The sequence below is a fragment of the Haloechinothrix halophila YIM 93223 genome (genome assembly GCF_000504245.1).
GTDB lineage: Bacteria > Actinomycetota > Actinomycetes > Mycobacteriales > Pseudonocardiaceae > Haloechinothrix_A > Haloechinothrix_A halophila.
In genome coordinates, this window is record NZ_KI632509.1 from 4,251,407 (window position 1) to 4,263,218 (window position 11,812).

Below are 11,812 nucleotides of genomic sequence, written 5' to 3' on the forward strand. Positions count from 1 at the left end.
TCAGGCCGGCTTGCGCGCGGCGACGATGACGTAGCCGATCTGGTCCTTGCGCGGCGCGAAGAACCCCCGGTGCCTGCTGGAGAACTCAGCGACGGCGTCGTCGCCGAACTTCGCGGCGAGCCGTTCGCGCTGCGCCATCGCCGCGCGCAGGTACTTGCCCTTCATCCCGAACGAGCGCGGACCGCACTGGGTGTACTCCTCGACCACGAATCCGGCGTCGCGCACATGATCGAGCCAGCCGGACAGCGTTGGCAGCGTCGGCAGCTTCAACGTGTCCATAAAGGTCGTGATCCGGTCCGGGTCCGCGTCGGACTCCAGGCTGAAGTCGGACAGCGTCAACCTGCCACCTGGTCGGAGCACGCGGCACAGCTCCGCGAGCACGGCGGCGACGTCGGTGGCGTTCTGCAGCGACTCCAGCGCCAGCACGGCATCGAACGTTCCATCCGGAAAGGACAGTGCGGTGTAGTCGCCGTAGTCGATCCTGACCCGCTCGGTGAGCCCCCGTTCCGCCGCCCTGCGCCGGGCGGCGGCGACCTCAACGTCGCTGAGGGTGACGCCGGTGACTCGCGCACCCAACTCGGCGGCGAGGTAGACAGCGGTGTTCCCCGGCCCGCAACCCGCGTCCAGCACGTGCTCGCCGGGCCGCAGTCCGAGCGTGTCTGTCACCTTGCGCGTCATGCGGTGCACCGCGGCGGGCAACGTCGCCTCGTCGGCGTCGTCGTAGAAGTACCACATGTGCAGCTGGCCATCCCGCAGCTCGTCGGCGATGGGCGTGCGTTCGTCGTAGTGCCTGCCGATGACGCCCGCGTCGGTGATTGGCTCGGTCACGACGTGCTCCTCACGCGGCGGGCCGCAGTCGCGGCCTGGGAATGTCGAGCGGGGTGTCGACCCAGGTCCAGGGGTGGTGCCTGCGTCGCACCTCGGCGATCACCCGGAACGCCAGCTCGACAGCCTGGTCGGCATTGAGCCGGAGATCGCTCGCGGTCTCGTAGGCTCTCGCCAGCTGGGCGTCGAGCACCTGGTCGGCTCCCCCGACGCGTTCGGTGGCGTGCTCGTCGCTGGTCAGCTCAAGATGCAGTCCACCAGGGTGGGTACCGCATTCCTCATGCACCTCAAGGAATCCCGATACTTCCGCTGTGATGTCGTCGAACCGCCGGGTCTTGTACCCGCCCTCGGACAACAGGGGGTTGCCATGCATCGGGTCGCACGCCCACACCGGCAGGTGACCCGCCGCAGCCACCCCGTCCAGCAGCGGCGGCAGGTGCTCGGTGACCCGCTCGGCGCCCATCCGTGTGATGAGCACCAGCCTGCCGGGAACGCGCCATGGGTCGAGGCGATCACACAGGCGCCGCAACTCGTCCGGCGTGACGCTCGGCCCGAGCTTGACGCCGATGGGATTGGCGATGCCGGACAGTAGCTCGACATGCGCACCGTCGACCTGCCGCGTCCTGTCGTCGACCCACACCAGGTGGGCACTGCCGCAGTACCACGCCCCGGTGTCCGGATCGCACTGGACGAGCGCGCGTTCGTAGCCGGGAAGCAACGCCTCGTGCGAGGTGTAGCAGCCCTGCTCACCGCCGTACGCCGCGTCCGGCTCGACCCTTCGCGCCGCCATGAACCGCAACGCCATGGTGATCTCGTCGATGACCCGCTCGAACTGCCGCCGCGCCGGACTGAGCCGCACGAACCGCTGGTTCAGCGCGTGGATGTCCGACAGCTCCGGCGGCCCAGCGGTCGCCATCGCGCGTAACAAGTTCAGCGTGGTCGCGGCGTGGTAGTAGGCGGTGCGCAGCCTGCTCGCATCCGGTGTGCTGGTTGTGCCGAACTGGCCCGCGGTCCTGCCGAGCGTTACCACCGGAAGCCCGGCACCGTAGCTGAGCAACACCGCCAACTGCTGGATTACCTGGAACGTTCCGCGCACCTCGCGCTCGGTGCAGGAGGAGAACAGCTCGGCGCAATCCCCCGCCTGCAGCAGAAACGCCTCCCCGCGCGCCACCTCAGCCAGCGCCGACTGCAGCCGGCGCACCTCGCCGGGCACCACAAGCGGCGGCAACCCGGCGAGCTCGCGCAGGACCGCGTCAACGGCACCGGGGTCGGACCAGTCCGGTTGCTGCGCTGCGGGAAAGTCCCGCCAGGAGTCAGGATGCCAGCCCGCTGCCGGGTGGTGCACCGCGACGTCGATGGCGGCGTGGCTCATGCGAACTGGCCCGGCTCACGACCTTGGCCCGCTGGTCCCCGATACGCCTGCGCGATCGTGAGCCAGTGCTCGGCGTCGGGCCCGACAGCCCGCAGCGCGAGGTCGTCCGGGTGCCGCCTGCGGGTGACAAGCAGGCAGAAGTCCGCCGCGGGACCAGTGATCCGCTGGGGCGAGTCGGCCGGACCGAACAGCCACGTCCTGCCGGATGGCGCGGTCAGCTCGAAACGGAACTCTACGTCGGGTGGGGTCAGGTCCCGGGCCTGGTAGCCGAAGTCCCACGTGCGCACCGCGAACGCGACAATGTGCTTGAGCCGGTCGGTGCGGGTGCGCCGCACGCCGAGCGCGTCGGCGATGTCCTGACCGTGGCCGAACAGCTCCATCATCCCAGCCGCTGCCAGCACCGGCGCCGGCAACGGGTTGACCAGCCATGGCACCAACTGACCAGCTGGCACCTCGGCGAGCGCTTTGATCCCGGCGTCGCGCTCCGCGCGCCAGCGGGTCAGCAATGCCTCCGGCGGGTCGTTGACGTAGTCGTCCAGCGCGGCGTTGACCGCGGCATCGAAGCCGCCGCCCACCTGGGCCGCCATCGCACGGAAGGCCTCAGGCTCCGCGGCGGCCATCCCCGCGATGCGGAAAATGAACGCCAGATGCCCGATCTGGTGCGCGATCGTCCACCCCGGCGCTGGGGTCGGCGACGCCCATCGTGCCGTGTCGAGCCCAGCGACCAGCTGGTCGACCTCAGCGGCCTCAGCGGTGAGATCGGCGATCACAGTCTGCTCTTCCACGTTCGACCTCTTTTCTGGCTGCGGCAACCCATCCGTTGCCTGCCGACGGTGCCTGTCAAGTACAGCGCGGCACCGGCCGTCCGGTCTTCTCCGCCGCTGTTCTCCCTGGTTGCGTGGCTGCGGGCGCGCTGTGGCGCGTCAGGTCGTTGCGGCAGACGACACGGCTACGCGTGACAACCAGTTGCGGCTCATGCCACGCGGCGTCGCGCGGCCGCCCAGCTTGCCCACGCGGTCAGCGCGATCACCGCGGCGTCGTCGTTGTCCTCTGCCAGGAACGCGCTGATCAACGCGTCGTCGATCTGGTATGAGGCCAACGCGGTGAGCAGCGCGACACGACCCGCCGTCCGGTGCTGTGCTGGCAGCCGCGCGACGTCGTCTTCCACCCACGCCCTGCTCGGGCCAGACGGACCCGCTTCCGGCGCCGCCACCCGCTCGAGGACCAGCTCGCGAACCGTGTCCGGCACCGACCGCGCACCGGCGGCATCGAAGGCGTTGCTCGCTCTGGCGAGCGCGGCGGCGATCGTTGGGTTCGGTGTCGCCCACGCGAGCTCCTGCGGCAGTACGGCGTCCGGCAGCAGATCGACGGACTCCCCCGGCACGATCGCGATGTCGCGCACCACGACGCGCCCGAGCAGCCCGCCAGCCGTGGCCGCAGCCGACTCCGGAAGCCCGGGCAGCGGCGAGTCCGGCAGGAACACATTGACCATCCGATTGAGATAGTCGAACGTGGCCGCCACGCCGAGGTACTCCGCACGATGCTCGGCGGAGAACGGCTCATCACCGCCACGCATCGCCCACGTTCGCAATGCGTCCGCCGCGTCGCCGACCTCGCCCGCCCGCCGTCGCGACGCGCCGTGCACCGCGACGCAATACGGGCAATGGTTGGCTTCGGACACCGCGGTCGCCACGACCTCCTTCGCCGCGCGACTCGCCAAGCCGTCCGCCAGCAGGCTCTCCCGCAACAGCGTCCAGCTCGCCGCCATCACCTCAGGCACGGGCGCGTGCAACGCGATCGGCGGCGCCAGCATTCCGAAGTCCCGCTCCACCTGGCGGTAGACGTCGGCGACGAGACCACTCGCCGCCGACGTCTTGACCGGTCGAACATGCCGGACTTGGTTGCGCGCGCCGCGCAACAGTCTCGTTGTCAGCATGTCCCGCGCTACCGCGCTGCCGTCAGTTCGGGCTCAGGGGTGGGCGCTGCCGCATCCCACTGGCTCCCGGCGGACAGGTACCCAAGCCGCACCTCACGCCGCTCCCGCCACAGGTGATACACCGCGACCGCGAAGATGACCGACCCGACGACGTTGGCGATGAAGTGCCACCAAATGCGGTACGTCCACAAGCCTGGGCCGGGATCGAGCAGGCCGAACCACGTCGACAGCCCGATCGCCTGGCTCGCGCCAAGCGCCACCGACAACGTCAACACGAGGTGCTCCATGCCGTGGATGCCCTGCATCAGCACGCCCATCTTCCCCCACTTTCGGGCCTTGGTGGACAGCGCGCGACGGGTGATGAGCACGACTCCGACCAGCCCAGCAAGGAAGATGAAGTTGCCCGTCATGTGCAGGATCTCCATGCCAAGCGACGGTTTGTCCGGCGCGACCTGGCCTAGACCGTTGGCGAGACCCGTGCCGAGCGGCGTCATCCACGCCTTCTCGTTCGGATGCGCGAGCCAGTAGGCCACCTGCGCGAAGTGCTCCTGGACGTGGCCGAGTTGCCCGATGATCCCAAGACCGATCACCCCGACGGACAGGCTATACACCCACGGCCGCACCGGCCCGCGGTTGGCGTAGGCAAGCACACCTACGGCCGCCCACATCGCCACCGCCCACACGACCAGGCCGACCGCCCCAACCGACGCCAGCGGCGACGGCATCGCACTCATGGTCATGCCCGCTCTCCCCTCATAGCTGACACCCTGTTGCCTCGTGAGCCCGCATCCGGCGGCGGCGCGCCGTAGGTGACGTCGACGCCGCGTTGCCGCGCCGCGCCGACGATGCCCGGCATCGCACGTTCGGCGAGTGCCGCGATGGTCATGGCGGGATTCACCGTCAGCGCGCCAGGCACGGCGGAACCGTCGGTGACGAAAATGCCAGGGTGATCGCGCAGCTCATGGTTGTCGGTCAGCGCCGACGTCGCGGAGTCGTCACCGATCCGGCAGGACGCAAGCGGGTGCACGGTGTAGGCGCCGACGAGATCGTTCGTCCACGCCGCGACCTCGGCAAGCCCGTCACGCTCCAGGATGTCGGCGACCTCGGCGTCTGCCATCGCCCACGCCCGCAGCGTTGATTCACGCGGCTGGTAGCTCAGCGCGCCCTTGCCGAGCATCTGCTGCGAGATGCGCATCGCGTTGCCGGTGGGCGGCGGCGGGCCGAACACACCCTCGTTGTCGTCCTCGATCATCTGGAAGATCGTCAGCCAGGAGCGCCAGCGGGACAACATTTCCTTCTTGTCAGGGCCGAACCAGTCGCCCGTGCCCGGCACCTGCGCCAGGATCGTGCCAAGGCCAGGCGGGAAGTAGAGCTGTTCCAGCGAGTAGCGGGTGAACTCGGGCAGCGAGCCGTCCAGTCGGTCCCAACTCGCGACGGTCGGGCCTTTGCCGATGTGATTGGCCTCGTAGGCAGTGTTGTCGTCCCCGTCGCCACGCCTTAACCCGAGGACGTCGCGGACCTTGTCCTCGTTCATGATCGCGGTGTTGAGGCGCTCGCCGTTACCGGAGAAGTACCGGCCGACGGCGTGCGGCATCGCGCCAAGCTCAGGTTCGGAGCGTTGCAGGATCACCGGCGTCGCCCCGGCACCGGCGGCGAGGACGACGAGTTTGGCATCGATGGTGCCGCTACCGACGTGCTGGCGATAGTCGACCTGGTCGATCTGGTTGTAGTGCACCCGGTAGCCCCCGTCTACCGTCCGGGTCAGGTGCTGCACCTCATGCAGCGGCCGGATCTCCGCACCGTGCGCCACGGCGGCTGGCAAATAGTTGAGCAGTAGCGACTGCTTGGCGTCGAACTGGCAGCCTGCCATCATCCAGTTGCAGTTGGTGCAGGTGCCGTGGTCGATCGCCGCCGGGAGCGGGTTCGCGGTGCGTCCGGCGTGCTGACAAGCCGCCGCCCACAGCCCGCCCGCGTAGCTTGCGTGCTGCCAGTCCGGTTTGGAAATCGCGATCGACTCCGCGACGCGGTCGTACCAGGGATCAAGCGTGTCGCGGGTGATGGCGGCGGGCCACATCCGCTGGCCAAGGCTGCCCTGGCGCTCGAAGATGAAGCGCGGCGCGCGCGGCATCGCGGCGAAGTAGACGACACTGCCACCGCCGACGCAGTTGCCGCCGAGCACGCTCATGCCGTCCCCGACCACGAAGTCGAAGATCCGGGTGTACGACGAGCCAAGCAGGAAATCGTGCTCGAAGTCGTTGGCCTCCAGCCACGGGCCGCGCTCCAGCACCGTGACCTTGGCCCCGCCCGCCGCGAGATGGTACGCGGCGATCGCGCCGCCGAAGCCGCTGCCGACGACGAGGACATCGGTGTGTTCAGTGCTGGTCATGCCGGGCTCCCTGACGCGGTGGTTGCGGGGTGGATGTCGGCGAGCGGGCGACCGTAGGAGCCTTGACCGTACTGCCAGCGGCCGTCAGCGGCGGGGACGCCGATGTCCATAGCGGTCAGGCCGGGGTGACCCTCGGCGAGTGCCTGCGCGGTGGGTTTGTGCGCCGCGCTGTCGTAGGCCATGTTGCAGAACAGCGCGAGGCTCACCCAGCCGTCTTTCTCCGGGTGCCCTGGAGTGGTCAGCTGCCGCACCAGCGCGGCGCGGTGCTCGTAGTCCAGCGCGACGAACGCGGGAACGGCGTCGTCGACCGGCAGATCGTGCTCCTCGGCGTAGCCGATCGCATGCACATTCAGCGTGGCGGCGAGCGGTTCCAGGCCCGCTGTCACCCCGGTAGCCGGAGTTTCCAGCAGGTCGAGGGCACCAGCTTCGACCGCCCCGCCGCCCTCAGATATCCCAGCGATCGCCCTATCCCCCGCCCACCGCTTCGCTCCGGGGATGATTGTGTCCGCGAACGCCTCGAGTGTCATGGTCCTCACGGCGTCGTCGGTCAGTCCCCCTGCGGTGCCAACGCTTTCATCCCCGTTCGTGCCGGGTTGGCTCCCAACCGAATCCACAACAGACCGCTCGGTCATCCGGCGCACCTCCAGTCGTGCGAGTCGGTACCCAGAATGCGGTGGCGGCGCAGCCAGGCGCGTCTTCTCGGCTGCGTGGCTCCGACACGTGAGCCGTTAGAACACATATTCGATATGTTGTGGTATAGTTTCGTCGTGGGCCTCTTCTGGGGGCGCGGGATGACGGGTCTTTTTGTCGTCGCGCGCTAGGGGGTGTGGTCGATGTCGGCGTCAGAGTCGAATCATGGGGATGAGTTCGAGGGTGAGCCTGATGACGGGCCCGATATTGAGGGTGCGCACGTGCCCGGAGCAGGCGGTGAGTCCGGGGGCGAATCCGCTGAGGTCCTGTCTGCCCCTGAGGACGTGTTGTGCCTTGGTGATGTGGAGTGGGCGGATTTCGAGGCGGACAGCCTGATCGAGGTTGCGAAGTTGTCGCAGCGCCTGATTGGGCGGGTTCAGGCGGTGCAATTGAAGGCTGTTGCGGAGTTGCGGGCGCGGCGGGGGTGTGAGCGCGAGACCGCGGACGAGGTCGGGCTCGCGCTAGCCGTCGGGCAGCACCAGGCTGATCGGCAGATCGAGTTGGCTACGCAGATCACGCGCCGGTTTCCGCGGTTGTTGGGGTCGTTGGAGCGTGGTGATGTGGACGCCTACAAGGCGGCGAAGGTGGTGGAGTCGGGCGCCCTGCTTTCGGACGAGCACGCCGCTCAGTTGGACGCGGAGATGGAGTCACGGCTCGCGGGTCGGGATGGGGCGGCGATCCAACGCTCTGCTCGTTACCGGGTCGACAAGCTGGATCCGGAGGGTGCGGCCGAGCGGGTGCGGCGCTGCCGCGAAGACCGCAGGGTGGAGTTGCGGTTCACCGAGAATGGGATGGCGGATTTGTGTGCCTACCTGCCGGCTGAGACCGCGGCGGCGATCTATGGACGGATTGATGCGATCGCGAAGTCGAACAACTCCCGCCGCGAGGAGCGCAGCCTGGATGCGATCCGTGCTGATGTGCTCACCGAACTGCTGCTCGGTACGCGGGAGAGCTACCGGCGGGTGCAGATCCAGGTGACCGTTCCCGTGACGACGCTGCTCGGGGTACGGGATCTGCCGGGTGATCTGGAGGGCTATGGGCCGATTCCGGCTGAGATCGCCCGCGAGATGGCCGCCGATCCCCGCTGCACGTGGCGACGCCTTCTCACCGGGGGTGCAAGATCTTTTGTGGAAGTGGGCGGGCCATGATCATCGGTGGGCCGGAGGGTCCGGGCCGGTGGAAGGGAACGCTACGTGACGACGGACAAGGCGCAGGATGCGGTCGAGGGCTCGGCGGCGGAGGAGGCTTCGCGGCGGTTGGCGGAGCTGGTCTCGCCGGAGGGTATTGATCGGATTCTGGCTGACGCGAAAGCGTCGGGGACGCCGTTGGATGGCCCGGACGGCATTCTGAATCAGATGAGTAAGGCGGTGATCGAGCGGGCGTTGGGCGCGGAGATGCATGAGCATCTCGGGTACGCGAAACACGACGCTGCGGGACGCGGAACGGGCAATTCCCGCAACGGGTATTCGGCGAAGACGGTCACCACCAACACCGGTAAGGTCCAGATCGAGGTTCCGCGGGACCGCACGGGCGGGTTTGAACCGCGGATCGTGAAGAAGCATCAGCGTCGGCTCGGCCAGATCGATGACATGATCTTGTCGCTGTATGCGAAAGGGATGACCACCCGCGATATCAAGGATCATTTGCTCGAGGTGTATGGCGCCGAGGCGAGCCACGAGCTGATTTCGAATGTGACCGATGTGGTGCATGACGAGATCAAGACGTGGCAGAACCGTCCGCTGGACCAGGTGTATGTGATCGCCTACATCGACGCGCTGGTGGTCAAGATCCGCACCAACGGGGTGGTGATCAACCGGCCGGCCTACATCGTCACCGGTGTCGACGTCGACGGGTTCAAGCACGTGCTGGGTGTGTGGATCGGCCCCACCGAGGGGGAGAGCAAGGCCCACTGGCTAGCGGTACTGACCGAGGTGAAGAACCGCGGCGTGGAAGACGTACTGATCGTGTGCTGCGACGGGCTGACCGGACTGCCGGACGCGATCCGCACTGTGTGGCCGAAAGCCGAGGTGCAAACCTGCGTGATTCATTTGATCCGGAATTCGATGAAATACGTGTCCTATTCCGACCGCAAGAAGGTTGCCGCCGCGTTGAAACCGATCTACACGGCCGTCAACGCCGAAGCCGCCGAGATAGCGCTGGAGCATCTCCGTAAAGAGTGGGGCACGAAATACCCAGGCATGCTCGCCGCGTGGGATCGCGCCTGGGAAGACTTCACTCCGTTCCTCAAATACCCGAAAGAAATACGAAAAGTGGTGTATACCACTAACGCGATCGAATCATTGAATTTTCAACTGCGGAAAATCATGAAAAACAGAGGACATTTCACCACCGAGGACGCCGCGATGAAGCTGCTTTATCTCGGCATCCGACACGTCACCGGACGCTACATCGACGGTGACGGTCATGTTCGCGCCAAGGGCGAACGCGGCACCGGCACTTACGGGTGGAAAGCCGCGCTCAACCACTTCGCCGTCCTCTTCGGCGACCGGCTCGTCCTCTAACGCGCCGTCACACACAGTGACGGATTCGACCACTCATCAAAAGCAACGAAAAGGATAAACAGGCCCAAACATCCACAAAAATCTTGACACGCTGTTCTCACCGACCCGCCGACGGGACAGCTCCTGGAGATGGGGCGTCGCCGCTACAAACCACCCGCACAGTTGGGTGACTATGTGCGTGCCCGGGATCGCCGGTGTTTGGTGCCGGGGTGTAACCGGCCCGCTCGGCGTTGCGATACCGACCACAGCATCGAATGGCACCGCTATGGCACCACCGACGCGAAACTCCTCGCCTGCCTGTGCCGCCGCCACCACCGGCTGAAGGATCGGCCCGGCTGGCACTTCGAATTCAACGGAGACACGCTGACCATCACCACCCCGACCGGCCGCACATACCGCCCCCGCACACCCCGCATCACCGAACCCGAACCAGACCCAGCGCCGCCGAGCGACCCAGAACCACCACCCTTCTAATGACGAGCGCGACCCGACGATCGGTAAGTCCACATGAGACTTATCGATGGGTCGAACGACGTCGCGAAGCGAGCGGGACAGTCACCTGGGACGGCGTGGCCTCTGCCTGTGACGGCCGGATGCCCGCCGCGCTACGCGGCCCGCTCGCCCGGCGCTGCCTTACCGTGCCGATCAACGCTGTGCCGATCACCACCGTGCCGAGCCCCGCCGTGATGTGCCGCGGTCCGCACCGTCATCGGGAGGCCATCCTTGATCCGCAGCGACAGCATCGGCTCGCCCACAACGCGGTGGCCGCGTGGTTTCGCCAGCCGCAGCTCACGCGCCACCATCGCCAGCACGAATGTGGCTTCCATCAGCCCGAGATGGCTGCCGACACAGAACCGGGGCCCAGCGCCGAACGGGATATGCGCGTATCGGGGCCGATCCGCAGCGCGATCCGGCGCGAACCGTTCCGGATCGAACCGGCCAGGCTGGTCCCAGAACCCGGGGTGCCGGTGCAGCGTATACGGACAGACCAGCACGTCCGAGCCCGCTGGCACGTGGTAACCGCCGACCTCATCGTCGGCAATCGCCTGCCGGGTCAGGATCCACACCGGCGGGTACAGCCGGGTCACCTCCTGGATAACCATGCCGGTATAGGTCAGTTCCCGCAGGTCGGCATGGGTCGGTGGGCGGTCGCCCAGCACCCGCACCGCTTCCTCGTGCAGCCGCTCCGCCACCTCGGGATGCTCGTCGAGCAGGTGGAACGTCCAACCGAGAGTGCTCGCCGTTGTCTCGTGGCCCGCGAGCAACAGGGTGACCAGCTCGTCCCGCAGCCGCTGCTCCCCCACCCTGGGGTCCGGTTCCCGCCGCGTCGACAAGATCAACCGGGTCAGCACGTCGTCCGCGTTCTCGTCGAGGCTGGCCAACCGGCTGCTGACCAGCGAGCTCACGGTGCGCTGCAGGTCGGCCCTTGCGCGACGGAAACGCAGTTGTCGGGGCAGTGGCAGCCACATCGGCACCGCACCCATCGTCTCCATCTCGAACATCGCCTGGTCCTGCACGACCTCGAACGACGTCCCGATGGAGCCGAACGGGCTGAGATCGGCGTCAAGCAGCGTGCGGCCAAGCACGCCGAGGGTGAACCCTGTCATCTCGTCCAGCACGTCGACCGGCCCGCGCCCCGCGTTGGCCCGCAACCGGCCGACGAGCTGCTCGGCCTCCTCGGCGATCACCCCGGCCTGCGTGGCGATCCGACGGTTCTGGAACACCGGCTGGATGGTCTTGCGTTGCTTACGCCACAGCTCTCCCTCGCTGGTGAGCAGCCCGTCACCGAGAGCACGCTTCGCCTGGATGTAGCCGATTCCTTTGACGTAGTTGTCGCTGTTGTCGGCCAGCACATGCTTGGCGTGGTCGGGGTGGTTGAACAGGTACAACGTCTTCGGGCCGATCGCGATCCGCACCGCGTCGCCGTACGTCTCCGCCGACGACGAGAGCAGTCCGAGCCGGTCAGTCGCCAGTTTGCGCAGCAATCCCAGCGTCGCCCGGCGGGGCGGGCCAGGCGGCACCTGTGCGGAGCCGCCATGGCGCCTGGTGAATCCCGTCAGCATGCCATCACCCATGCGGAA

10 protein-coding genes are annotated in these 11,812 nt (G+C 67.5%); 2 read left to right on the top strand and 8 right to left on the bottom strand.

Translation table 11 applies throughout. The features are described 5' to 3' along the window. The 7 genes from AMYHA_RS19320 to AMYHA_RS19350 all read right to left on the bottom strand — a co-directional run bounded on the left by AMYHA_RS19320 (position 1) and on the right by AMYHA_RS19350 (position 7,046). Positions 1–828 (bottom strand): SAM-dependent methyltransferase, encoded by an 828-nt coding sequence (locus AMYHA_RS19320; protein WP_034273268.1) that lies wholly within the window; start codon positions 826–828, stop codon positions 1–3. A gap of 10 nt (positions 829–838) precedes the next feature. Then, the gene (locus AMYHA_RS19325) at positions 839–2,197 is read right to left on the bottom strand and encodes a 3-deoxy-7-phosphoheptulonate synthase class II (protein WP_084037377.1); all 1,359 of its coding nucleotides are present in this window, start codon (positions 2,195–2,197) and stop codon (positions 839–841) included. Then, positions 2,194–2,982: a TIGR03084 family metal-binding protein gene (locus AMYHA_RS19330; RefSeq protein ID WP_034273271.1), complete on the bottom strand. Its 789-nt coding sequence runs from the start codon at positions 2,980–2,982 to the stop codon at positions 2,194–2,196. Before AMYHA_RS19330 ends, AMYHA_RS19325 begins: the two co-directional genes overlap by 4 nt. Before the next feature lie 188 nt (positions 2,983–3,170). Beyond that, positions 3,171–4,133, bottom strand: coding sequence for a carboxymuconolactone decarboxylase family protein (locus AMYHA_RS19335; protein ID WP_034273274.1), 963 nt, complete (start codon positions 4,131–4,133; stop codon positions 3,171–3,173). 8 nt (positions 4,134–4,141) lie between these two features. Beyond that, positions 4,142–4,873, bottom strand: coding sequence for a DUF6008 family protein (locus tag AMYHA_RS19340; protein ID WP_034273278.1), 732 nt, complete (start codon positions 4,871–4,873; stop codon positions 4,142–4,144). Beyond that, on the bottom strand, positions 4,870–6,519 hold the full coding sequence (locus AMYHA_RS19345) for an FAD-dependent oxidoreductase (RefSeq protein ID WP_034273281.1): 1,650 nt from the start codon (positions 6,517–6,519) through the stop codon (positions 4,870–4,872). The genes AMYHA_RS19340 and AMYHA_RS19345 overlap by 4 nt, the downstream gene beginning before the upstream one ends. Beyond that, complete coding sequence (locus AMYHA_RS19350; protein ID WP_051400451.1) at positions 6,516–7,046, bottom strand: DUF5987 family protein; 531 nt, start codon at positions 7,044–7,046, stop codon at positions 6,516–6,518. Before AMYHA_RS19350 ends, AMYHA_RS19345 begins: the two co-directional genes overlap by 4 nt. A gap of 384 nt (positions 7,047–7,430) precedes the next feature. On the opposite strand from AMYHA_RS19350, the gene AMYHA_RS19355 reads away from it, so the two are divergent. Both AMYHA_RS19355 and AMYHA_RS19360 read left to right on the top strand, forming a co-directional pair. After that, positions 7,431–8,357, top strand: a complete 927-nt coding sequence (locus tag AMYHA_RS19355; protein ID WP_169732959.1) for a DUF222 domain-containing protein — start codon at positions 7,431–7,433, stop codon at positions 8,355–8,357. A gap of 108 nt (positions 8,358–8,465) precedes the next feature. Continuing rightward, positions 8,466–9,731 carry an IS256 family transposase gene (locus AMYHA_RS19360; RefSeq protein WP_034277011.1) on the top strand — a complete coding sequence of 422 codons (1,266 nt, stop codon included), beginning with the start codon at positions 8,466–8,468 and terminating at the stop codon, positions 9,729–9,731. A gap of 605 nt (positions 9,732–10,336) precedes the next feature. Here AMYHA_RS19360 and AMYHA_RS19370 read toward each other — a convergent pair. Further along, positions 10,337–11,806 carry a cytochrome P450 gene (locus tag AMYHA_RS19370; RefSeq protein WP_231104822.1) on the bottom strand — a complete coding sequence of 490 codons (1,470 nt, stop codon included), beginning with the start codon at positions 11,804–11,806 and terminating at the stop codon, positions 10,337–10,339. Positions 11,807–11,812: the final 6 nt, after the last annotated feature.

Coding starts and splice junctions, on each gene's coding strand:
- AMYHA_RS19325 (WP_084037377.1), bottom strand. CDS start 2,197: ATGAGCCACGCCGCCATCGACGTCGCGGTGCACCACCCGGCAGCGGGC.
- AMYHA_RS19335 (WP_034273274.1), bottom strand. CDS start 4,133: ATGCTGACAACGAGACTGTTGCGCGGCGCGCGCAACCAAGTCCGGCAT.
- AMYHA_RS19340 (WP_034273278.1), bottom strand. CDS start 4,873: ATGACCATGAGTGCGATGCCGTCGCCGCTGGCGTCGGTTGGGGCGGTC.
- AMYHA_RS19345 (WP_034273281.1), bottom strand. CDS start 6,519: ATGACCAGCACTGAACACACCGATGTCCTCGTCGTCGGCAGCGGCTTC.
- AMYHA_RS19350 (WP_051400451.1), bottom strand. CDS start 7,046: ATGACACTCGAGGCGTTCGCGGACACAATCATCCCCGGAGCGAAGCGG.
- AMYHA_RS19370 (WP_231104822.1), bottom strand. CDS start 11,806: ATGGGTGATGGCATGCTGACGGGATTCACCAGGCGCCATGGCGGCTCC.